The 22,235-nt window shown below is 68.0% G+C and carries 16 protein-coding genes and 1 pseudogene; 13 read left to right on the top strand and 4 right to left on the bottom strand.

The window, feature by feature from the left end:
* From ACFPFG_RS02005 to ACFPFG_RS01960, 10 genes and pseudogenes are all read left to right on the top strand, one after another.
* Positions 1-543: a phage protein Gp27 family protein gene (locus ACFPFG_RS02005; RefSeq protein WP_380104698.1), complete on the top strand. Its 543-nt coding sequence runs from the start codon at positions 1-3 to the stop codon at positions 541-543.
* A complete protein-coding gene (locus tag ACFPFG_RS02000) occupies positions 543-1,970 on the top strand; it encodes a phage terminase large subunit family protein (protein WP_380104696.1) in 1,428 nt (475 codons plus the stop codon). Before ACFPFG_RS02005 ends, ACFPFG_RS02000 begins: the two co-directional genes overlap by 1 nt.
* 46 nt (positions 1,971-2,016) lie before the next feature.
* Positions 2,017-3,528, top strand: coding sequence for a DUF935 domain-containing protein (locus tag ACFPFG_RS01995; RefSeq protein ID WP_380104693.1), 1,512 nt, complete (start codon positions 2,017-2,019; stop codon positions 3,526-3,528).
* A gap of 3 nt (positions 3,529-3,531) precedes the next feature.
* Entirely contained in the window at positions 3,532-4,404 is an 873-nt protein-coding gene (locus ACFPFG_RS01990; RefSeq protein ID WP_380104691.1) for a phage head morphogenesis protein, read from the top strand.
* Between the two features lie 2 nt (positions 4,405-4,406).
* Positions 4,407-4,850 (top strand): phage virion morphogenesis protein, encoded by a 444-nt coding sequence (locus ACFPFG_RS01985; protein WP_380104689.1) that lies wholly within the window; start codon positions 4,407-4,409, stop codon positions 4,848-4,850.
* A gap of 110 nt (positions 4,851-4,960) precedes the next feature.
* Positions 4,961-5,476 (top strand): annotated as a pseudogene (locus tag ACFPFG_RS01980) (EAL domain-containing protein); the annotation flags it as partial.
* A 133-nt stretch (positions 5,477-5,609) separates the two neighbouring features.
* Entirely contained in the window at positions 5,610-9,137 is a 3,528-nt protein-coding gene (gene smc, locus ACFPFG_RS01975) for a chromosome segregation protein SMC (RefSeq protein WP_380104687.1), read from the top strand.
* A gap of 58 nt (positions 9,138-9,195) precedes the next feature.
* Positions 9,196-10,542, top strand: a complete 1,347-nt coding sequence (locus tag ACFPFG_RS01970) for a cell division protein ZipA C-terminal FtsZ-binding domain-containing protein (RefSeq protein WP_183017928.1) — start codon at positions 9,196-9,198, stop codon at positions 10,540-10,542.
* Between the two features lie 47 nt (positions 10,543-10,589).
* Positions 10,590-12,701: an NAD-dependent DNA ligase LigA gene (gene ligA / locus ACFPFG_RS01965; protein ID WP_380104685.1), complete on the top strand. Its 2,112-nt coding sequence runs from the start codon at positions 10,590-10,592 to the stop codon at positions 12,699-12,701.
* Positions 12,701-13,708, top strand: coding sequence for a patatin-like phospholipase family protein (locus ACFPFG_RS01960; RefSeq protein ID WP_034393164.1), 1,008 nt, complete (start codon positions 12,701-12,703; stop codon positions 13,706-13,708). Before ligA ends, ACFPFG_RS01960 begins: the two co-directional genes overlap by 1 nt.
* Positions 13,709-13,754: 46 nt before the next feature.
* Here the strand turns inward: ACFPFG_RS01960 and ACFPFG_RS01955 are convergent, their stop codons facing one another.
* The 3 genes from ACFPFG_RS01955 to ACFPFG_RS01945 form a co-directional block, all read right to left on the bottom strand.
* Complete coding sequence (locus tag ACFPFG_RS01955; protein ID WP_380104683.1) at positions 13,755-16,595, bottom strand: chemotaxis protein CheW; 2,841 nt, start codon at positions 16,593-16,595, stop codon at positions 13,755-13,757.
* A 252-nt stretch (positions 16,596-16,847) separates the two neighbouring features.
* Positions 16,848-17,411 carry an NUDIX hydrolase gene (locus tag ACFPFG_RS01950; protein ID WP_183017932.1) on the bottom strand — a complete coding sequence of 188 codons (564 nt, stop codon included), beginning with the start codon at positions 17,409-17,411 and terminating at the stop codon, positions 16,848-16,850.
* Between the two features lie 147 nt (positions 17,412-17,558).
* Positions 17,559-18,254, bottom strand: a complete 696-nt coding sequence (locus ACFPFG_RS01945) for a fumarylacetoacetate hydrolase family protein (protein WP_312376336.1) — start codon at positions 18,252-18,254, stop codon at positions 17,559-17,561.
* Between the two features lie 133 nt (positions 18,255-18,387).
* Here ACFPFG_RS01945 and maiA point away from each other — a divergent pair, with 133 nt between their 5' ends.
* Both maiA and pgeF read left to right on the top strand, forming a co-directional pair.
* Positions 18,388-19,053 (top strand): maleylacetoacetate isomerase, encoded by a 666-nt coding sequence (gene maiA / locus ACFPFG_RS01940; protein ID WP_013802559.1) that lies wholly within the window; start codon positions 18,388-18,390, stop codon positions 19,051-19,053.
* The gene (pgeF, locus tag ACFPFG_RS01935; protein WP_374621510.1) at positions 19,050-19,907 is read left to right on the top strand and encodes a peptidoglycan editing factor PgeF; all 858 of its coding nucleotides are present in this window, start codon (positions 19,050-19,052) and stop codon (positions 19,905-19,907) included. Before maiA ends, pgeF begins: the two co-directional genes overlap by 4 nt.
* Here the strand turns inward: pgeF and ACFPFG_RS01930 are convergent.
* The gene (locus tag ACFPFG_RS01930) at positions 19,827-20,162 is read right to left on the bottom strand and encodes a hypothetical protein (RefSeq protein WP_374621973.1); all 336 of its coding nucleotides are present in this window, start codon (positions 20,160-20,162) and stop codon (positions 19,827-19,829) included. The genes pgeF and ACFPFG_RS01930 overlap by 81 nt on opposite strands.
* A gap of 141 nt (positions 20,163-20,303) precedes the next feature.
* Here ACFPFG_RS01930 and ACFPFG_RS01925 point away from each other — a divergent pair, with 141 nt between their 5' ends.
* Positions 20,304-22,196 (top strand): PHA/PHB synthase family protein, encoded by a 1,893-nt coding sequence (locus ACFPFG_RS01925; protein ID WP_183017935.1) that lies wholly within the window; start codon positions 20,304-20,306, stop codon positions 22,194-22,196.
* Positions 22,197-22,235: the final 39 nt, after the last annotated feature.

The following is a 22,235-nucleotide window of genomic DNA, read 5'->3' as shown; positions in this document are numbered from 1 at the left end:
ATGGCGCGCAAGTCCACTGTGGCCAAGCAGGATGAGACCATCCTGCAGGAGGTGCATGCACTGATTCGCAAGGGCTGCACCATCAACGAGATCTTCGAGGCGCTGAAGGCGCTGGGCACTGGCGTTTCGCGCTCCGCCACAGCGCGCTACGTCAAGAATGAGCGCGAGAGCATGCAGCAGATGATCCAGGCGCAGACGGTGGCTCGCGCCTGGGTGGAGAAGTTCGGAAAGGAGCCTGATGGCGACGTGGGACGGCTGTTGCCACAGATGCTGGAGGCGATTGCGTTTCGCACCATGGACAGCATGGCCGATGGCAAGGAAGTCCCTCCCAAGGAAGTCAGCGTGATGGCACGGGCCCTGAGAAACTTGAGCGGCACCAAGCGCGAGAACATCGACATGGAGCTGATCCTGCGCAAGGCGCGCGAAGAAGAGCGCCAGCAGCTGCTGGCGGAGCACAAGGCGGCCCTGGAGGCCATGCCCAACAAAGGCGGCGTGACGCCACAGACCAAGGCGGCGATCCGCGAAGCATTGGGGATTGTGTAATGGCAGCGACCAAAGGCCGCGCCAAGTGCATCCCCCACGACCGCGAAGCCATCTTCCTGCCGTTCCAGGCGGAATGGATCAAGGATGGCTCCCGCATCAAGCTCATGGAGAAGTCGCGGCAGATCGGCATCAGTTGGTCCACGGCCTATGGTGCGGACGAGCGCGCGGCTGCTCAGGGCGCGCGATTTGACGAATGGGTGAGCAGCCGCGACGACATCCAGGCACGGCTGTTCATTGAAGACTGCAAGCTGTGGGCCGGCATCATGGGCATGGCCGCGCAGGACATGGGCGAAGTCGTGCTCGATGCCGACAAGAAGCTCAGCGCCTATGTGCTGCAGTTCGCCAGCGGCCGACGCATCCACAGCATGTCCAGCAACCCGGATGCCCAGGCCGGCAAGCGAGGCAGCCGCGTTCTGGATGAGTTCGCGCTGCACCGTGAGCAGCGCAAGATGTGGGCCATTGCCTATCCAGGCATCACCTGGGGCGGCAGCATGGAACTGATCAGCACGCACCGGGGCTCATACAGCTTTTTCAATCAGCTGGTGCGCGAGGCCCGCCACGGTGGCAATCCCAAGAAAATCAGTCTGCACCGGGTCACTCTGCAGGATGCGCTGGACCAAGGCTTCCTCTTCAAGCTGCAGCAGGCCTTGCCCGCCGATGCCGAGCAGCAGGACATGGATGAAGCCGAGTACTTCGACTTCACCAAGGCAGGCGCAGCGGATGCGGAATCGTTCGACCAGGAGTACATGTGCATCCCCGCCGACGACGACGCCAAGTTTCTGGAGTACGGGCTGATCACGGCCTGTGAATACCCGGGCGGCACCGACTGGCGGCGCGGCCTGCAGGGGCCGTTCCAGGGCCGTTTGTTCGCTGGCGTAGACATTGGCCGCAAGAAGGACTTGACCGTGCTGTGGGTGGTCGAGCAGCTGGGCGACGTGTTCTACACGCGGCACGTCGAGGTCATGGAAAAGATGCGCAAGAGCGACCAGGAAAAGATCCTGTGGCCCTGGTTCGAGATCTGCGACCGCATCTGCATCGACTCCACCGGTCTGGGCATCGGCTGGACCGACGATGCACAGGACAAGTTCGGCGAGCACCGCGTCGAAGGCGTGAGCTTCACCGGCCAGGTCAAGGAAGCCTTGGCCTACCCGCTCAAGGGCGCCATGGAGGATCGCAAGATCCGCATCCCCGAAGACCCGAAGATCCGCGCCGACCTGCGCAAGATCCAAAAGACCACCACTGCGGCCGGGAACATCCGCTTTGTCGCAGATGGCGACGACAGCACCAAGGTCAACGGCCACGCCGACCGGTTTTGGGCGCTGGCACTGGCCCTGCACGCGGGCAGCAACCCCTCCGCCCCCATTGAATTCATGAGCGGCGGCCCGCGTGACAGCAGCCAGCCGTTGGGAGACTTCATCCATGGCTAAGAATCGCCGTAACCGGCAGCCAACCTCGACCCAGCCTCCAGCTACCATGCCGGCCGCAGAGCTCAATACCGAGTTCGCCAACCGCCTGCGTGACCCCTTCGAGCAGAACTACATGGGGGTGTTGCGCACCAATGACCCTCTGCTGCTGGAGCGGGGCAACGGCGGTGTCGAGCTGTACCGCGACCTGCGCCGCGACGGCAAGGTGTTCTCTGGCCTGCAAAAGCGCCAGTTGGCCCTGATCGGCAAGGCCTGGCAGGTTGAGCCGCGCGCCAAGGACAACGCCAAAGCCACTCAGGACGCCGAGACCCTCACCACCATCCTCAAGGGCTTTTCCTTCGACAAGCTGTCCGCGGATCTCCTCGAGGCGCTGTTGGCTGGGCACGCCATCGCCGAGATCATCTGGACCATCCGCGACGACTTGGTCGTGCCCGCGCGTGTGGTCAAGCGCGCCCAGCGGCGCTTTGTCTATGTCCAGGACGACGAGCACAGCCCACCCCGACTGCAACTGCTCACGCGCGAGAACATGCTGACTGGGGTGCCTGTCCCTGAGCGCAAGTTCATCGCCCACCGCGTCAATCCCGAGGACGACAACCCCTACGGCACCGGCCTGGGCCTGCAGCTCTTCTGGCCTGTGTTCTTCAAGCGCAAGGGCATCGTCGCCTGGAACAAGCTATGCGACCGCTTCGGCTCGCCCACGCCGCATGGCAAGTACCCTCGCCAGGCCAGCCCAAAGGAAAAGGGCACGCTGGCCGATGCGCTGCGCGCCATGAGCAACGACGGGTATCTGATGACGCCCGAAGGCATGGAGATCGCGCTGCTGGAAAGCAAGCTCAGCGGCAACGTGACCACGCAGCAGCAGCTATGCGAGTACATGGACGACTGGATCAGCGAGGTGCTGACGGGTCAGGAGCCCGCGCGCTCGGGTGGCGGTGCGCTCGCTGCGGCCAGCAAGGAGCGTCAGAACGTGCGCCAGGACTTGACCCAGGCCGACAGCGATCTGCTGTCCGAAACGCTCAATGAAACGCTCATCGGCTGGATCTGCGAGTACAACGGCTTTGAGCCCTGCCAGGTGTCCCGCCAGATCAAGGAAGAGGAAGACACCAAGGCCCAGGCCGAAGCCGACAAGATCGTCTCCGACATGGGCTTCGAGCTGGACGAGAACACGGTCAGGGCCAAGTACGGCGAAGGCTGGAGCAAAAAGGCAGCCAGCCCACCGCCCATCAATATGCCTGCAGCCAACATCCCGCCAGGCAATGGCCTGCCGCCCATGGCCCCGAGCAACTTTGCGGAGCCGACAGCAAAACCGAACGCACCCGATGCGCTCGACGCGCTGATCGACCAGGAGCAGGCGCAGTGGCAGCCAGTCATGGACCCGCTGGTCGTGCCCCTGCGTGCGTTGCTTGCCGACGCCGCCGCCCGAGGCCAGACGGCGGGTGAGCTGCTGGCCAGGCTGCCCGAGGTTCTGGCAGCAATGGACGCCGATCCGATGGCCGCTTCATTGACACGCGTGGCGTTTGCAGCCCGGTTGGCTGCAGATGCCGGCATTCCCAATGAGTAAGCCATGAGCGCAGCCAGCGATTTTGCAGAACTCCACAAGCTCACGCCGGCCGAGGCGGTGGCCTGGCTACAAGGCAGGGGCAAGTTGGCCCGCTCGTACGCCTGGCAGGACATATGGGAGGATGAGCACAGCGTGCAGTTCACCATCAGCCGCTTGGCCCGGCTGGATCTCCTGCAGGGGGTCTACGACGCCATTGTCGAGTCGGTGCAAGGCAATCTGAGCCGCCGAGACTTCATGCGCGACGTTGAAGAACTGCTCACACGCGCGGGCTGGTGGGGTATCAAGGCCGTGAAAGACCCACTCGACGGGGAAATCAAGCGCACCCGTTTCGATCCGGCCCGCCTGAAGCTGATCTACGACACCAACACGCGCCAAGCCTATGCCACAGGGTTATGGGAGCGCGTGGAGCGGTCCAAGCGCACCCATCCCTATGTGCGATACATCACGCGCCGCGATGAGCGCGTGCGGGCCAGCCACCGGGCCTGGGACAACCTTGTGCTGCCCGTTGATGATCTCTTCTGGCGCACCCACTGGCCGCCCAACGGGTGGCGCTGCCGCTGCCGGGTGATGTCCATGAGCCAGCGCGACTACGACAAGGGCTACACCCTGGAGAGGTCCGGTGCCGAATACGACTCGGACGCCCCAGCGGTGCGCAAGCCGCTCAACAAGCAGGCCCCTGAGGTCCGTATGCACGAGTACGTCAACCCCCGTTCGGGCGAAGTGCAGGAAGTGCCGCAGGGGATCGATCCCGGGTTTGCCTACAACCCCGGCCAGGCGCGCAAGCAGGCACTGCAGGGCCAGGTCGACGCCAAGCTGCGGGCAGCATCGCCCGATCTGGCCTCGGCCGCCCGGCGCGCTGGCCTGAGCAAGGAGTAGCAATGCTGGACGTTCGCATTGATGACCGGGCGTTTGTGGACTATCTGGCGCAGGTCCGGCAGCGGCTCAGTGACTTGACGCCGGTGATGCAGGGCATCGGCATGGAGATGGAGGGGCGCATTAGCGCAAGATTCGAGAGCCGCACGGACCCAGGGGGCAATAGCTGGGCGCCGTGGGAGCCGTCTACCCGTGAGTCATACCCGGAGGATGGCAATCGGCGCCTGCTCGACCGCTACGGCGATATGCTCGCCAGCCTGAACCATTCAGCCGATGCAAACAGTGTGCGGGTCGGATTTGGGGACCCTGTCGCCGTCTACCATGAGTGGGGCACGCAGCACATGGCGCGGCGCGGCATGGTGTTCGGTGATCCTGATGCGGGCACGTTGGCCGATGAGGATGCAGCGGCGGTGCTGGACATCATTTCGGTGTGGCTGGACCAAGCCTGACCAGTTTCCAGGTGTGCAAGTGAATTGCAAAACCTCGTGCCATGACATGCCACTTGCGGGCCGGCAAGTGCCATTTATCTCACCTCTCCTTCTTTCTTTATCTCACCTCCCTTCAGCTGGAGCTGACCGAAAGCCTGCTGCTGGCCGACGTGGACGACACGGCGGCCAAGATGGCCACGCTCAAGGCACACGGCGTGGGGTTCTCGCTGGACGACTTCGGTACCGGCTACTCCTCGCTGGCCTATCTCAAGCGCCTGCCGCTGGACCAGCTCAAGATCGATCGCAGCTTCGTGCGCGACGTGCTCAGCGACCCCAACGACGCGGCCATTGCGCGCACCATCGTCGCCCTGGGCACCAGCCTGGGCCTGCAGGTCATCGCCGAGGGTGTGGAGACCGAGGCGCAACGCCAGTTCCTCGAAGACCAGCACTGCCATGCCTGGCAGGGCTACCTGCTCAGCCCGCCCGTGCCCGTGCGCAGCTTCGAGGCCCTGGTGCGCCAGGCCATCGTGTCGCGCCCTCCGGCCCTGAGCCCGGCGAGCCTGCCGCAGGAGGCGCAAGAGCGGCCCGTGGTGGTGGAGTGCACGGATGGCAGCGGGGTGCCGGACGCCCCCTCGAACCATTCTTGACATTCGACCCGGCCCCGCGCGGGCCGCTTTCCATTCTTGAGCAGGGGTGGCGCGCGGTATCATCCCAAGCTTCCCTGTTGTTCCCCCACGTCCTCATTCGTCCGTTCGCCGCGGACCGCCATCTGCCTGCATCGTGCGCCTGAATTCCATCAAGCTGTCCGGCTTCAAGTCCTTCGCCGAGCCCACCAACTTCATGCTGCCGGGGCAACTGGTGGGCGTGGTGGGCCCCAACGGCTGCGGCAAGTCCAACATCATGGATGCGGTGCGCTGGGTGCTGGGCGAGAGCAAGGCCAGCGAGCTGCGCGGCGAGTCCATGCAGGACGTGATCTTCAACGGCACCACGCACCGCAAGCCGGCCAGCCGCTCCAGCGTGGAGCTGGTGTTCGACAACAGTGACCACCGCGCAGGCGGCCAGTGGGGCCAGTTCGGCGAGATCGCCGTCAAGCGCGTGCTCACGCGCGAGGGCAACAGCAGCTACTTCATCAACAACCAGGCCGTGCGCCGCCGCGATGTGCAGGATGTGTTCCTGGGCACGGGCCTGGGCCCGCGCGCCTACGCCATCATCGGCCAGGGCACGATCAGCCGCATCATCGAGTCGCGCCCCGAGGAACTGCGCCTGTTCCTGGAAGAGGCCGCAGGCGTGTCCAAGTACAAGGAGCGCCGGCGCGAGACCGAGAACCGGCTCTCGGCCACCACCGAGAACCTCACGCGCGTGGAAGACATCCTGCGCGAGCTCAACAACAACCTCGACCGGCTGGAAAAGCAGGCCGAGGTGGCGGCCCGGTACAACGCGCTGCAGTCCCAGGTCACGCTCAAGCAGCAGCAGCTGTGGTTCCTCAAGCGGGCCGAGGCCGAGGCCGAGCAGGACCGCGTGCGCGTGGAGGGCCTGCAGGCCGTCAACGAGCTCGAAGAGCGCATGGCCGACATCCGCAACAACGAAAGCGGACTCGAAACCCTGCGCCAGGCGCACTACGACGCCAGCGACCAGGTCAACCAGGCCCAGGCCAAGCTCTACGAATCCACGGCCGAGGTCGGCAAGCTGGAGGCCGAGATACGCTACGTGCTCGAAGGCCGCCAGCGCGTGCAGCAGCGGCTGCAGCAGCTGTCCGAGCAGGTGCTGCTGTGGAACAGCCGCCGCGAGGAAGCCGAAGCCGAGATCGAGAACCTCGAAGGCGCCGGCATGGACGCCGAGGAACAGGCCGAGATGCTGGCCGCCCAGGTCGAGGAGCAAGGCATGCGCCTGCCCGACCTGGAGGACGCCTTGCGCAATGCCCAGAAGGCCGACGCCGACCAGCGCGCCAGCGTGGTGCAGGTGCAGCAGCAGATCCAGGTGCTGGCCGCCGAGCAGCGCAGCCTGGACGAGCAGCGCCGCCAGTTCGAGACCCGCTTCGAGCGCCTGCGCGCCGACCGCAACGCGCTGGAGACGCCCGACGAGGCCCGCCTGAACAATCTGCAGTCCCAGCTGGAAGAGGCGCGCGAACTGGCCGAAATGGCCGATGCCGTGCTCAACGAGCTGCAGGACTCCGTGCCCCAGCTCGACGAGGACCGCCGCACGCGCCAGCAGGCCGTCAATGCCGAGGCCGCGCGCCATGCCGACCTGTCGGCGCGGCTGGAAGCGCTCAAGGCGCTGCAGGAAAAGGTCAAGACAGACGGCAAGCTCCAGCCCTGGCTGGCCAAGCACGGCCTGGACGGCATGCAGGGCCTGTGGAGCCGCATTGCCATCGAGCCCGGCTGGGAAAACGCGCTGGAGGCCGCGCTGCGCGAGCGCCTGGGCGCGCTGGAAGTGGGCCGGCTCGACATGGTGCGCGGCTTTCTGGGCTCAGGCGGGCACGATGCGCCGCCTGCGCGCCTGGCCTTCTTCAGCCCGCCGCAGGGCGCGCCCGCGCCGGCCGCCGGCCGCTGGCAACACCTGTCGGACCTGCTGCGCGTGAACGATGCTGGCCTGCGCGCCGTGCTCGGCGACTGGCTGCAGGACTGCTACACGGCGCCCACGCTGGAAGAGGCGCTGTCGCGCCGCAGCGAACTGCGGCCCGGTGAAACCGTCTACGTGCCCACGGGCCATGCCGTCAGCAGCCACAGCGTGAGCTTTTATGCGCAGGATTCGGAGCAATCCGGCCTGCTGGCCCGCGCCCAGGAAATCGAGCACCTTGAAAAGGAAGTGCGCGCCCAGGCGCTGATCTCCGACGAATCGCGCACGGCCCTGGTGCGTGCCGAAAGCGCCTATGCCGAGGCTTCGCAGCGCCTGGTCGGCGCCCGGCGCGAGGCCAGCGAATCGCAAAGCCGTGCCCATGAGCTGCAGGTCGAGACCCTGCGCCTGTCGCAGCTGGCCGAGCAGGCCCGCGCGCGCAATGCCCAGATCAGCGCCGACCTGGCCGAGGTCGAGGCCCAGCTGTCCGACATCGAGGAGCGCCGCGTGGCGGCCGAGGCCCGCTTCGAGGAACTGGACATGCAACTGGCCGACAGCCAGGAGCGCCATGCCCAGCTCGGCGACAAGGTACTGGAGTCCGAGCGGCGCCTGAACGAATCGCGCGAGCAACTGCGCACCCTGGAACGCCAGGCCCAGGAGGCCACGTTTTCGCGGCGCAGCCTGGAGGCGCGCCGGGGCGAACTCAGCCGCACCATAGAGACGGCCAGCCAGCAGGCCCGCTCCCTGGCCGATGAGCAGCAGCGCGCGCAGGACGAACTCACGCGCCTGACCGATGCCGCGGCCCAGGGCGGCCTGCAGGATGCGCTGGATTTGAAGATGCAGCGCGAGCAGGCCGTGGCCGCGCGCCGCAGCGAATATGACGACCTGACCAACAAGCTGCGCGCCAGCGACGAACGCCGCCAGCAACTGGAAAAGGCGCTGGACCCGCTGCGCCAGCGCATCACCGAATTCCAGCTCAAGGAGCAGGCCGCGCGCCTGGGCCTGGAGCAGTACTCCACTTTGCTGGAGGAGGCGGGCGCCGACCTGGCCGCCGTCTCCCAGTCCATTGCCGAGGCCAATGTGCGCATGCACGGCCTGCAGGGCGAGATCGACCGCCTGCACCGCGAGATCGCGGCCCTGGGCGCGGTCAACCTGGCGGCGCTGGACGAGCTGAAGCTGGCGCGCGAGCGCAAGACCTTCCTCGACGCGCAGACCGAGGACCTGACCCAGGCCATGAACACGCTGGAAGATGCCATCCGCAAGATCGATGCCGAAACGCGCGAGCTGCTGTCGGGCACCTTCGAGACCGTGAACGGGCATTTCGGGCGCATGTTCCCGGAGCTGTTCGGTGGCGGCCAGGCCAAGCTGGTGATCACCGGCGATGAAATCCTCGACTCGGGCGTGCAGGTGATCGCGCAGCCGCCCGGCAAGAAGAACCAGACCATCCACCTGCTGTCCGGTGGCGAGAAGGCGCTGACGGCGATCGCGCTGGTCTTCGCCATCTTCCAGCTCAATCCTGCGCCGTTCTGTCTGCTGGACGAGGTGGATGCGCCGCTGGACGATGCCAACACCGAGCGCTATGCCAAGCTGGTGGCCAGCATGAGCAAGAGCACGCAGTTCCTGTTCATCAGCCACAACAAGATCGCCATGGAAATGGCGCAGCAGCTCATCGGCGTGACCATGCAGGAGCAGGGCGTGTCCCGCATCGTGGCCGTGGACATGGAGTCCGCGCTGTCCATGGCTGAGCTATCCTGAGCATGTCCGCCTCCTTCCGAACCCCATTTGCTGGAACGACGTTTCACTCCTTCATTCCATGAGTAACCTGCAAATCAGTCTGGCCGTCCTGGGCTTTGTGGTGCTGGCCCTGATCCTTGCCTACAACAGCTGGTCCGCGCGCCGCAATGCACCCAAGCGCGCCGACCCCGTCGAAGAGGCGCAGCGCGATCCCTCGCGCCATGAGCCCGGCATGGACACCGTGGGCCACGGCCCGGACCTGACGCACAGCCTGCGCGAGCCCGTGCTGGGCGATTTCGGCACCGCCGCGCCGGGCCAGAGCCCGGCCTCCGCGGACCGCTTTGCCGAAACCGATGCCGAGCTGGCCCATCTGGTCCAGCTTGAAGAGCAGCAGCGCCAGGCCGCAGCCCAGGCTGCGCTGGCGGCCAAGGCCGCCCAGGCAGTGCAGTCCGCGCAGGCAGCCCATGCCCTGCAGGCGGGCGAAGACGCCAGCGCTTCGGCACCCGCATCTGAATCTGTGTCCGCGTCTGCGGCGTCCCCGTCGGCACCGCAGTCCATCGAGCCTTCCCTCAACGACGCGGCCCTGACCAGCGCGGCCGCCAGCCGTCCGGGCCTGGATGCGCTGATCGACGCCATTGCCCCCGTGCAGGTCGGCCAGGCCGTGCCTGGCGAACTGGCGCTGCAGGCCCAGCCCGCCACGCGGCGAGCGGGCAACAAGCCCTTTGCGATCGAGGGCATGAACCAGTCCACCCACCAGTGGGAGCCGCTGCAGCCCGGCCAGCGCTACCTGGGCTTCCAGGCCGGCGTGCAACTGGCCAACCGCACGGGTGCGCTCAACGAGATCGAGTTCTCCGAGTTCGTTGCCAAGGTGCAGCGCTTTGCCGACGCGCTGGGCGCCACGCCCGACGTGCCCGACATGCTGCAGGAAGTGGCGCGTGCGCGCGAGCTCGACCAGTTCGCCAGCGAGCACGACGCCCAGCTCACCTTCATGCTGCGCGCACGCCAGGCCTCCTGGAGCGCGGGCTATGTGCAGCAGAACGCATCGCGCCAGGGCTTTCTGCCGGGCTCCATGCCCGGGCGCATGGCCCTGCCTTCGCCCACGCCCGGCATGCCGCCGGTGCTGGTGCTCAACTACGACCCGCAGGCAGCCATGGCCGACGACCTCGACACCTCGGTGGTGCGCGAGTTCCTGCTGAGCCTGGACGTGCCCCAGGTGCCGCGCGGCGAGCAGGCCTTCGTGCAGCTGCGCCAGGTGGCCGAGCGCCTGTGCCAGACCATGGACGGCGTGCTCTGCGACCAGAACGGCTACCTGCTGCCGGCCATGGCGCTGGACCCCATCCAGCACGACCTGGAACATCTCTATGACAAGCTCGACAGCCGCGAGCTGTCGGCGGGCTCCATGCTGGCGCGGCGACTGTTCAGCTGACGCGGCGCGGTGCCCCTGGTGCACAACAGGCTCCTGGCCTCAACCCCATGAACGACAATCTGGATCTTTTCTCCGGCGCAGCCCCCGCGGCGCCGGAGTCCGGGGCCGCCCCCGACAAGGTGCTGGCCAAGGTGCAGGCGCTGCGCGCCCAGCTCAACCAATGGGCGCATGAGTACTACGTGCTGGACACGCCCACCGTGCCCGACGGCGAGTACGACCGCGTCTTCCAGCAATTGCAGGCATTGGAAGGTGCCTACCCCGAACTGGTCACCCCGGACTCGCCCACGCAGCGCGTGATCGGCGCCGTGCTCGACGGCCTGATGCCCGTGCGCCATGCCGTGCCCATGCTCAGCATCCGCACCGAGACCGACAACGAGGCCACGGGGGCCGAGGCCTTCGACGCACGCATCCGCAAGGAGCTGGAACTGGCCGAAGGAGCACCGCCCGTGGAGTACGTGGCCGAACCCAAGTTCGACGGCCTGGCCATGAACCTGCGCTACGAGAACGGCCGCCTCGTGCAGGCCACCACGCGCGGCGACGGCGAGGTGGGCGAGGACGTCACCCACAACATCCGCACCATCCGCAAGATTCCGCTGTCCCTGCCGGAAGGCAAGGGCGTGCCGCCCGTGGTCGAGGTGCGCGGCGAGGTCTACATGGGCCGCGCCGACTTCATCAAGCTCAACGAGCGCCAGCAGGCCGCCGGCGGCAAGAGCTTTGCCAATCCGCGCAATGCGGCGGCAGGCTCGGTGCGCCAGCTGGACTCGGGCATTGCGGCGCAGCGCCCGCTGTCCTTCTTCGCCTATGGCCTGGGCGAGATCACGCCGGCTGCCCAGGGCGGCCCCGACTTCGTCACCCACTACGCCATGCTGCAGGCGCTGCGCGACTGGGGCTTTCCGGTGGCGCCCCAGGTCTGCATCGCCAAGGGCGCGGCCGAGCTGGTGGCCTTCCACCAGCGCATGGGCGCCGAGCGCGCCACGCTGCCCTACGAGATCGACGGCGTGGTCTACAAGGTCAACAGCCTGGCCCAGCAGCGCCAGCTGGGCTTTGTCTCGCGCGAGCCGCGCTGGGCCGTGGCCCACAAGTACCCGGCCGAGGAAATGCCCACGCGCATGGAAGGCATCGACATACAGGTCGGCCGCACGGGCAAGCTCACGCCCGTGGCGCGCCTGGCGCCCGTGGCGGTGGGCGGCGTCATCGTCACCAATGCCACGCTGCACAACCTGTTCGAGATCCGCAAGAAACGCGTGCGCACCGGCGACACCGTGGTCGTGCGCCGCGCCGGTGACGTGATCCCCGAGGTCGTGGGCCGCGTGCCCGGCGACCGGCCGGCCTATGTGCCCAACTTCCGCATGCCCGCTGCATGCCCCATCTGCGGCAGCGCCGTGGCGCGACCCAAGGGCGAGGCCAACCACCGCTGCACGGGCGGCCTGTTCTGCCCGGCGCAGCGCAAGGAGGCCATCCTGCACTTTGCCGCGCGGCGCGCCATGGACATCGAGGGCCTGGGCGACAAGCTGGTGGACCAGTTGGTGGACGGCCACGTGGTGCGCACGCTGCCCGACCTCTACCGCCTGGGCCTGGTGGCCCTGGCATCGCTGGACCGCATGGCCGAGAAGTCGGCCCAGAACGTGCTGGACGCGCTGGAAAAATCCAAGAAGACCACGCTGGCGCGCTTTCTCTTCGGCCTGGGCATCCGCCAGGTGGGCGAGTCCACGGCCAAGGACCTGGCCCGCCACTTCGGCCAGCTGGACGCCATCATGGACGCCAGCGTCGAGCAACTGCTGCAGGTGCGCGACGTGGGGCCCATCGTGGCCGAGAGCATCCACACCTTCTTCGCCCAGCCCCACAACCGCGAGGTGGTCGAGCAACTGCGTGCCTGCGGCGTGCACTGGGAGGAGGGCGCGGCGCGCGAGCAGACCGCCCAGCCGCTGGCCGGCATGACCGTGGTGCTCACGGGCACGCTGCCCACGCTGGGCCGCGACCAGGCCAAGGAGATGCTGGAGGCCGCAGGCGCCAAGGTCTCCGGCTCGGTCAGCAAGAAGACCAGCTATGTGGTGGCCGGTGCCGAGGCCGGCAGCAAGCTGGCCAAGGCCGAGGAGCTGGGCGTGACCGTGCTGGACGAGGCCGGCATGCTGGCCCTGCTGGCAGGCGGGGACCGCTGATGGCGCTGAGTCCGCGCAAACCCGTGGTCGGCCTGGCGCTGGGCAGCGGGTCGGCGCGCGGCTGGGCGCATTTCGGCGTGCTGCGCGCGCTGGAGGATGCGGGCCTGCGGCCCGACATCATCTGTGGCTCCTCCATAGGCGCCCTGGTGGGGGCCTCGTATGCGGCCGGCGAGATGCAGCGCTTCGAGGAATGGGTGCTGGGCCTGGGCATGCGCAAGGTGTTCGGCTTCATGGACTTCAACATCACGGGCGGCATGCTCAAGGGCGAGAAGCTGATCGCGTTCTGGCGCGAGCACTTCGTGGACTCGGCCATCGAGGACTTGAAGATTCCCTTCGGCGCCGTGGCCACCGACCTGCATTCGGGCGCCGAGGTCTGGCTGCGCAAGGGCTCCATCGCCGATGCCGTGCGTGCCTCCATCGCGCTGCCCGGCCTGTTCACGCCCGTGCAGCGCGAGGGGCGGCTGCTGGTCGATGGCGGCATCGTCAACCCCGTGCCCGCCTCGCTGGCGCGCGCCATGGGCGCGGACATCGTGATCGCGGTCGATCTCAATGCCGACATCATGCGGCGCCACATGCGGCCGCTGGCGCCCTCCGCCGCCATGGCTGCCGCGCCGCCGCTGGAGGAGGCACCGCCCGCCGCAGAGCAGGGCGTGGCGCCCGAAGACCTGGCGGGCCAGGCCAGCGCCGTGGCCGGCACGGCCTGGGTGCGCAGGCTGCAGCGCGGCGTGATGGGATGGATGCCCGGCCACCACCGCGACGAGGCGGGCCGCGAGACCGAGCCCCCGCCCCGGCCGCCCTCGCTGCTGGACGTGGTGATGACCAGCGTCAACATCATGCAGATGCGCATCACGCGCAGCCGCATGGCGGGCGACCCGCCCGAGCTGGTGATCGCGCCGCGCCTGTCCCACCTGGGCCTGCTGGACTTCCACCGCGCGCGCGAGGCCATCGACGAAGGCTACGAGGCAGCGCAGGCCGCGTTGCCGGGCCTGCGCCACTGGGGCCTTTGAGGCGCTAGAGACGCGACAGGCCCGACAGCGCCCGACAGCGCCCGGGCTACGCCGCCTCTCTTTCCACGCTGACCGCATTGCGGTCGGCATTGGCCGCGGCAACGCGCGAAGGCTGCAGCCTGCGCATCAGCGCGGCGGGGTCCAGGCACTGGACCAGCGGCAGGCCCGAATCGGCATGCACCAGCTTGCGCACCAGGGCCGTCGCGGTGTCGGCCGCGTTCAGCATGGGCGAATCCACCAGCGCGCTGGCTGGCAGCCGGTGCACGCCCTGCAGCGCGCTGACCAGCAGGCCCACGCGCAGGCCGCCATGCTGGACCACGATGACCTGTGACTGCTCGGTGACCACGCCGGGCTGGCCCTGCAGCAGCGCGGCCAGGTCGAACACCCAGACATAGCCGCTGACGCTGCCCTGGCTGCGCCGTGCCAGCGCGCCCACGCAAAACGGCAGCCGTCCTGCCGCCACGGGCGAGATGGCGCTGGCGGGCAGGGCCTCGCAGACATCGCCCGCGCGCAGGGCCAGCAGGCTGGCGCCCACGTAGAAGCTGGCCAGTTCCACAGGCGCCTCGCCGTTGCCATGCGCGGCGCGCCCGTGCCCGTGCGTAGCGGGCCGGGCACCATCCAGGCGGGTGGCCGACGCCAGGCGCAGCGCGCGGTTGCGCGCATCGGCATGCACGGGGCCCAGCCGCTGCAGGCTCAGGCTGACCAGGCCGGCCAGTGTGTCGTCCGTTGCGCTTTCTTTTGCATCGCGTGCCACGCCCTGGTCCAGACGGAACTCGCGGTAGCCGCGCCCGGCGGCCATGCCGACGATGCAGTAGTGGCCTTCGATCTCCTCGATGCTGCTGCGCACCTCGCCATCGGCCAGCGATGCCAGGCCGGCCACGCCTGCGATGCAACTGCCCAGCGGGCGCTCGCCATGGCTGGCGGCGACGATGCGCCCGTCACGCGCCACGTAGAACGCTTCCATCGGCAGGCGCGGCAGACCGCTGTCTTCGGGATCGGTGGCTGCGGCTTGCTCTGCCGTTGCTGCCTGCTCTGGCGCTGCGGCCTGCAGCATGGCCTGCAGCTCCCGCCGCGTGTGGAACAGCAGGGCGATGCCGCCGATGACGGGGCCTTGATCGCCGCCGTGTGCATGTCCGTGCGCCTGTTCACTCCCAGGCGATGGCGCGCGCAGCGCGGCATGGTAGACATGGACGGGCAGGCCCCCATCGTCCATCTCCTGCACGTGGTAGGCCTGGGCATCGCGCAGCAGCACGGTGGCCTGCAGGGCCGATGCCTGCACGCGCGTGCCGGGAGCCAGGGGCAGGCCGGCCTCGCTCTCATGGCTGCAGGCCAGCACCAGGCCCTGGGCGTCGTACAGCGCAATGCGCGCATAGACGGTGTACAGCGCATTGAGCTGCTCCAGCAGCCGCTGCGCGCTGTCGTGGGCCTGTACCGACAGGGCCAGGCAGCCGCTGTTGTCTGCCAGCACCTTTTGCAGGCCGGGCGTCAGGGCCCACCAGCGGCAGTCGTTGGCACGTTCATAGAGATTGCGCTCCAGCAGGTCCATCAGCAGCCGGTTCAGCGTGCTGTGCTCCTGCAGCCGGGTGGACAGCGCGGTCTCGTGCAGGCCGTGAATGGCGCGTGTGAACACGGCATGGGTGAGGTCGCCGGTCTCGCCCATCTGCTCCAGCACGGCCTGCAGCGGGTCCGGGTGGGCCGTGCCTTGCACGTGGGACTCCGGTGCCTGGCTGGCCGCCAGCACCTGGCCATTCCAGACCACGCGGCGTATGTCGTCGGCCGCGCGGGCCATGGCGTGCAGCGGCGGGCAAAAGCCGCGCGCCTGGGCCATCAGCCCCTCGGCAATGGCCGGCTCCAGCGCCTGCAGGACCTGCGGCCTTTGCTGCGTGGCGAAGGCCAGGTCCAGCGGTGCCATCACCTGGGTCTGCCAGCCTTGCGGCCCCGCATAGCCCTGGTAGGGCAGGGCGCGCGCCGTGCGCACCAGGTAGGTGCGTCCTGCATGGATCAGCGGCTGCACGGCATCACCATGGTGCATGGGCACGCGGCTGCCGGGGGCGATCCAGTGGGCGTCGCTGCTGGCGATGACCAGTCCGCCGTCGTCCAGCAGCAGCCCCACCTGGGCGCGCGGCCCGCCCGAGGCAAAGATGGCCTGCATCTCGGCGGCAAAGTCGAAGCTCAGGCACAGCACGCCGAGCACCGCCATGGTGCGTGGATGCAGCAGGCGCTGCGCGTAGATCAGGCGGTCTGCGCCGGGCAGTACGCAGCTGGCGCCGAAATGGCTGACATGGCCCGCCTGCTGCAGGGACTGCTGGAACCAGGCCTCGGCACAGGGCGGTGGCGGCTTGCGGTCTGCCTGTGCCTGGGCACGGGCGCAGACCTGGCCTTGCGTGTCCAGCAGCAGGATGTCGTCATACACCGTGTACTTGGCTCGGTAGCTCTGGAGGTGGGCCTGCAGCGGTGCCTGCCATGCGCGCAGGCCGCCGGCCGCCATGTCGGGCAGGCCGCAATCATCGCCGTCGCCATCGTCAAGCTGGGCCATGGCCTCGCAGAGCACGGTATCGGCGGCGAGAAAGCCGACATCGGCCGTGCGCTCGTACAGGCTTCGCACCAGCAGGTCGATGGCATGGGCGGACTGCATGCCCAGCTGGGCCATGGCCTCCTGCGCGGACTGCACCAGCTGCGACTGCAGCAGGCCTTGCTCCAGCTGCTCCAGTCCCTGGCGCGTGTCGGTGAGCATGGACACCAGGGCCTGCCCCTGCTGCGAGGCCTGCATGCGGGCCGAGGCTTCGATGAGCCGCCACATGAGCCGTATTTCGCGCAGGTCGGCGGCGTTGCGGTTGAGTTCCCGCAGGTGGGGAAGAATCAGGTCGGTTGGCAGGGATGTGGCCATGGAGCGCTCCGCAGTCAGGTTCAGGCTGGGTGAAACCCGCTTTCCCCGATCAGGGAAAAGCCTGATGCAACGAGCAAGAAGGAGGCCAGCTTGTGACTAAATGTGTCTGCAGGGTGACACATGGATGACAGCCCCCCATCCACCGCCCCACCCGCAGCCCCATCGGCGCCACGCCGCGGCATGGCCTGGCATCACCGAGGTGCTTCCGGCAGCACCGTGCAGCGCGGTGGTGCCGGACGGCGGTGCATGTACCTACAGGCTCAGGTCGATGGAGTGCACTCGGTGCGCATCAAGCAGGCCGGCCGCACGGTCCTCGAAGTAGCGCTCCAGCGTCACGCGCACGGTGCGGAAGGCCAGTTCCTCCCAGGGAATCTCGGCCTCGGCAAAGAGAGCGGCCTCCATGGTCTCGGGGCCTGGATAGAACTGCTCGCTGCGCAGGCGGGCGCGGTAGAACAGGTGGACCTGGCTGACCTTGGGCACGTCAACGATGGAAAACAGCGGCCCCATCTCGATGTCGGCACCGGCTTCCTCATCGGTCTCGCGCTGGGCGCCGCGCGCCGTGGTCTCGGCCAGCTCCATGAAGCCTGCGGGCAGGGTCCACAGGCCCCGGCGCGGCTCGATGTTGCGCTTGCACAGCAGCACGCGGCCGTCGTCGGTGACGGGGATGGTGCCGACCACGTTCAGCGGATTCTCGTAATGGATGGTGTGGCAGTGCGGGCACACGGCGCGTTCGCGCGTGTCGCCATCGTCGGGAATGCGGTAGACCACGGCCGTGCCGCAGGCTCGGCAGAACTTGATGGGGCTGCGAAAAATCATGCCGACACCATGGAAGTGAAAGCGCCGCCAGACGGAAGGCAGGAAGGCTTTCCGTGCAGCGGACTGTGGGTTCAGAAAAACGAAGGCCGGCAGGCCGGGGAACGCGCTCCCCGCTGCCTTGCCGGCCTGTCGCCAGGCAGAGGGATCTCAGGCGATCTTGACGCTCAAGGGGCTCAGGCCATCGATGCGGCCTTCCAGCAGGTCACCGCGCACCACGGCGGCCACGCCTTCGGGCGTACCCGTCATGATCAGGTCGCCGGGCTGCAGTTCCCAGGCGGCCGACAGGTGCTCGATGGTCTCGGCAATGTTCCAGATCAGCTTGCCGATATCGCTGCGCTGGCGGTCGGCGCCATTGACCTGCAGCGAGATCGTGGCCTTGGCGATGTCGCCGGCCTCGGCTGCCGGGGTGATGGGGCCGATGGGCGCGGCATGCTCGAAGGCCTTGCCTATGCACCAGGGGCGGCCCTGCTTCTTCATGTCGTTCTGAAGGTCGCGGCGCGTCATGTCCAGGCCCACGGCGTAGCCCCAGATGTAGTCCAGCGCGTCGGCGGCCTTGATATTCTTGCCCGCCTTGCCGATGGCCACGACGAGCTCGATCTCGTGGTGCAGGTTGGCGGTCAGCGTGGGGTAGGGCATGGTGCCCGTGGTGCCGGCCTCGACGGGCACGATGGCGTCGGCAGGCTTGAGGAAGAAGAAGGGCGGCTCGCGGCCTGTGAAGCCCATCTCCTTGGCGTGCTCTTCGTAGTTGCGGCCCACGCAGTAGATGCGGTGCACGGGAAAGCGCTCGGGGCGGCCCAGGACGGGTACGCTGGCCACGGCGGGCGGGTTGAAAACGTAGCTCATGTCGGTGTTCCTCTGGCGCCTTGTCTCGTGGGCGCCGTCGCAAGTGTGCCATGCCTGTGGCCCCGCAGCGGGGCAATGCGATGGCCGGATGAGCCGGAACAGACCCCGGGCCGCACGGTATGCTTTGCGGTCTATGAAGCTCCACACCTACTTCCGCTCGTCGGCCTCCTACCGCGTGCGCATTGCGCTGCAGATCAAGGGCCTGGACTATGAATCCGTACCCGTGCACCTGCTGCGCGGCGACCACAGGGCACCGGCCTATGCCCAGCATGTCGGCGATGCGCTGGTGCCGGCGCTGGAAACCGAGGACGGCCACTGGCTGACCCAGTCCATGGCCATCATCGAATATCTCGATGAGACCCATGCCGAAATACCGCTGCTGCCGCGCGACGCCCTGGGCCGTGCCCATGTGCGCGCGCTGGCCCAGATGGTGGCCTGCGAGATCCATCCCCTGAACAACCTGCGCGTGCTCAAGTACCTGGTGCGCAACCTGGGTGTCTCCGACGAGGCCAAGAGCGGCTGGTACGTGCATTGGGTGCGCTCCGGCCTGGAAGCCTTCGAGCGCCAGCTGGACCTGCTGGCCGCCGAGCGCGAGGCCGCCGGCCTGGCGCCTTCGCTGTTTTGCTGGGGCGACACGCCCACGCTGGCCGACTGCTGCCTGGTGCCGCAGATCTTCAACGGCCGCCGCTTCAACGTGAGCCTGGACGGCCTGCCACGCCTGGCGGCCATCGTCGATCGCTGCGAGGCGCTGCCGGCCTTCCAGAAGGCCCATCCCTCGGCCTGCCCCGACGCGGAATGAGCGCGGCCCGGCCTGACTCCATCCCCGGCAACCTCCCCGGCACCATCCCCGCATCCTGGCTGGTGCCCGAGTGGCCCGCGCCGCCCGGCGTGCACGCGCTGTGCACCTCGCGCGAAGGCGGCGTCAGCACGGCGCCCTGGGGCAGCCTGAACCTGGGCGACCATGTGGGCGATGACCCGCAGGCCGTGCGCACCAACCGCCAGCGGCTGCAGGAGATCGTGCGTGCCCATACGCCGGGCGCCTGCGCGGTGTTCCTGCAGCAGGTGCATGGCGGGGATGTCGTGGCCCTGGATGCAGGCAGCGCGCAGGGCCAGGCCTTCGATGCCTGCGTGACCAGCGCCTCGGGCGTGGTCTGCACCATCATGGTGGCCGACTGCCTGCCCGTGCTGCTGGCCCATCGCAGCGGTGCCGTGGTGGGCGCGGCCCATGCGGGCTGGCGAGGGCTGGCGGGCGGGGTGCTGGAGACGCTGTTCGAGCGCTTTGCAGGCCAGATCCAGACACCGCCCGGACAAGCGGCGCAGCAGACCCTGGCCTGGCTGGGACCCTGCATCGGTCCGCGCTCCTTCGAAGTGGGAGCCGAGGTGCGCGCGGCCTTCATCGCGCATGACGCGGCGGCCGGGGCGCATTTCACCGCCGTGGCGCAAGAGGGCGGGGGCGCACCCAAGTACCTGGCCAACCTGGCCGGGCTTGCGCGCCAGCGCCTGGCGGCGCTGGGCATCACCGCCATCTACGGCAATGACGGCGGCGACGCATGGTGCACGGTGCTCAACGGCTCACGGTTCTTTTCGCACCGGCGCGACGCCGCCCGCCTGGGCAGCAGCGGGCGGTTCGCCGCCTGCATCTGGAAGGACTGAGCGCGCCTGCGTGCCGGGGCCGTTTTGCGAGGCCTGCTGCTGCGCGAGCCAGGCCTCGCGCTCGGCCAATTCGCGTGCATGGCGTTTTCGCTTGCGCGCGGGCGTGCCCATGATGTAGATCACGATCGACAGCGGCAGCAGTCCGTAGAGTGCGAACGTGATCACGGCGCCGAGTATGCTGCCCGTGGGGCTGGCGGCCTCGGCCACTGCCATCATCAGAGTGACATACAGCCAGGCGATAACAACGAGATACATGGTCGAACCAAAAAAACGAGCGGGGCACGGGTTTTCGTGGAGGTCTGTGCCGGGCAAGGCGGGGCTCGCCTGGGTCACAATCAAAACGGATGCCCCGCAAGCCCCAGGCTATTGCATGGCATCCACGAACAAGGATGCAGCATGAATTTTGACCCACTCGCTGGCCTGTCAGGCCAATCCGTCCAGCAATTCTGGAACGAGCAATGGAGCCGCACGCTGCAGACACTGCAGCAGATGGGGCAACCAGGCCTTCCGGGAATCCAGGGCATGCCAGGCATGCCGGACATGGCCCAGGCCTGGAAAGCGGCCGTCCCCGAACCCGGCGCCCTGCCCGAGAACGCGCTGTCGCTGGACCCCGAAAAGCTGCTGGAGCTGCAGCGCCAGTACCTGGATGGCGCCAAGGCCATGGCCGAACAGGGCGGCGCCCAGGCGCTGCTGGCCAAGGACAAGCGCTTCAACACCGAATCGTGGGCCGGCAACCCGCTGACGGCGGCCACGGCCGCCACCTATCTGCTCAACAGCCGCATGCTCATGGGCCTGGCCGATGCCGTGCAGGCCGATGACAAGACGCGCAACCGCGTGCGCTTCGCCATCGAGCAATGGCTGGCGGCCATGGCGCCCAGCAACTTCCTGGCACTCAATGCCGAGGCCCAGAAGAAAGCCATCGAAACCCAGGGCGAGAGCCTGGCCCAGGGCGTGGCCAACCTGCTGGCCGACATGCGCCAGGGCCATGTGTCCATGACCGACGAGAGCCTGTTCACCGTGGGCAAGAACGTCGCCACCACCGAAGGCGCCGTGGTGTTCGAGAACGAGCTGTTCCAGCTCATCGAATACAAGCCGCTGACGGACAAGGTGCACGAGCGGCCCTTCCTCATGGTGCCGCCCTGCATCAACAAGTTCTACATCCTGGACCTGCAGCCCGACAACTCGCTGATCCGCTACGCCGTCAGCCAGGGCCATCGCACCTTCGTGATGAGCTGGCGCAACCCCGACGAAAGCCTGGCGCGCAAGACCTGGGACAACTACATCGAGGACGGCGTGCTCACCGGCATCCGCGTGGCGCGCGAGATCGCGGGAGCCGAGCAGATCAATGTGCTGGGCTTTTGCGTGGGCGGCACCATGCTGTCCACCGCGCTGGCGGTGCTGCAGGCACGCCACGACCGCGAGCATGGCGCAGCTGCTGCTCCGGCGGCCAAGGCGCCTGCGGCCAAGCGCGCGGCTGGCAGCCGCAGCGCCACCCGCACATCCACAGCCCGCGCCACGGCGCCGGCCGGCGTGCCGTTTCCCGTGGCCAGCGTCACGCTGCTGACCACCTTCATCGACTTCAGCGACACCGGCATCCTCGATGTCTTCATCGACGAATCCGTGGTGCGCTTCCGTGAGATGCAAATGGGCGAGGGCGGCCTCATGAAGGGCCAGGACCTGGCGTCCACCTTCAGCTTTCTGCGGCCCAACGACCTGGTCTGGAACTACGTGGTGGGCAACTACCTCAAGGGCGAGACGCCCCCGCCGTTCGACCTGCTGTACTGGAACAGCGACTCAACCAACCTGCCCGGCCCCTACTACGCCTGGTACCTGCGCAACCTCTACCTGGAAAACAGGCTGGCCCAGCCCGGCGCGCTGACCGTCTGCGGCGAGCGCATCGACATGCACCAGCTGCGCCTGCCGGCCTATATCTACGGCTCGCGCGAGGACCACATCGTGCCCGTGGGCGGCTCCTATGCGTCCACCCAGGTGCTGGGCGGCGACAAGCGTTTTGTGATGGGCGCGTCGGGCCACATCGCGGGCGTGATCAATCCGCCGGCCAAGAAAAAGCGCAGCTACTGGCTGCGCGAGGACGGCCAGCTGCCCGCCACGCTCAAGGAGTGGCAGGCCGGCGCCGACGAGTACCCGGGCAGCTGGTGGGCCGACTGGAGCCCCTGGCTGGCCGAGCACGGCGGCAAGCTGGTCGCGGCGCCAAAGCAGTACGGCAAGGGCAGGGAATACACGGCCATCGAGCCGGCCCCGGGCCGCTACGTACTGGTCAAGGCCTGAGGCACAATCGTTTCGATGCTGCAGTGCAATAACGCTGTG

It is taken from the genome of Delftia deserti, from assembly GCF_042653485.1.
GTDB lineage: Bacteria > Pseudomonadota > Gammaproteobacteria > Burkholderiales > Burkholderiaceae_C > Comamonas > Comamonas acidovorans.
Note: the sequence above shows the minus strand (reverse complement) of the source record. Positions and strands in the feature narration are given on the sequence as shown.

Coding starts and splice junctions, on each gene's coding strand:
- ACFPFG_RS01955 (WP_380104683.1), bottom strand. CDS start 16,595: ATGGCCACATCCCTGCCAACCGACCTGATTCTTCCCCACCTGCGGGAA.
- ACFPFG_RS01960 (WP_034393164.1), top strand. CDS start 12,701: ATGGCGCTGAGTCCGCGCAAACCCGTGGTCGGCCTGGCGCTGGGCAGC.
- ACFPFG_RS02000 (WP_380104696.1), top strand. CDS start 543: ATGGCAGCGACCAAAGGCCGCGCCAAGTGCATCCCCCACGACCGCGAA.
- ACFPFG_RS01945 (WP_312376336.1), bottom strand. CDS start 18,254: ATGAGCTACGTTTTCAACCCGCCCGCCGTGGCCAGCGTACCCGTCCTG.
- pgeF (WP_374621510.1), top strand. CDS start 19,050: ATGAGCGCGGCCCGGCCTGACTCCATCCCCGGCAACCTCCCCGGCACC.
- ACFPFG_RS02005 (WP_380104698.1), top strand. CDS start 1: ATGGCGCGCAAGTCCACTGTGGCCAAGCAGGATGAGACCATCCTGCAG.
- ACFPFG_RS01970 (WP_183017928.1), top strand. CDS start 9,196: ATGAGTAACCTGCAAATCAGTCTGGCCGTCCTGGGCTTTGTGGTGCTG.
- ligA (WP_380104685.1), top strand. CDS start 10,590: ATGAACGACAATCTGGATCTTTTCTCCGGCGCAGCCCCCGCGGCGCCG.
- ACFPFG_RS01930 (WP_374621973.1), bottom strand. CDS start 20,162: ATGTATCTCGTTGTTATCGCCTGGCTGTATGTCACTCTGATGATGGCA.
- ACFPFG_RS01985 (WP_380104689.1), top strand. CDS start 4,407: ATGCTGGACGTTCGCATTGATGACCGGGCGTTTGTGGACTATCTGGCG.
- ACFPFG_RS01950 (WP_183017932.1), bottom strand. CDS start 17,411: ATGATTTTTCGCAGCCCCATCAAGTTCTGCCGAGCCTGCGGCACGGCC.
- ACFPFG_RS01995 (WP_380104693.1), top strand. CDS start 2,017: ATGCCGGCCGCAGAGCTCAATACCGAGTTCGCCAACCGCCTGCGTGAC.
- ACFPFG_RS01990 (WP_380104691.1), top strand. CDS start 3,532: ATGAGCGCAGCCAGCGATTTTGCAGAACTCCACAAGCTCACGCCGGCC.
- ACFPFG_RS01925 (WP_183017935.1), top strand. CDS start 20,304: ATGAATTTTGACCCACTCGCTGGCCTGTCAGGCCAATCCGTCCAGCAA.
- maiA (WP_013802559.1), top strand. CDS start 18,388: ATGAAGCTCCACACCTACTTCCGCTCGTCGGCCTCCTACCGCGTGCGC.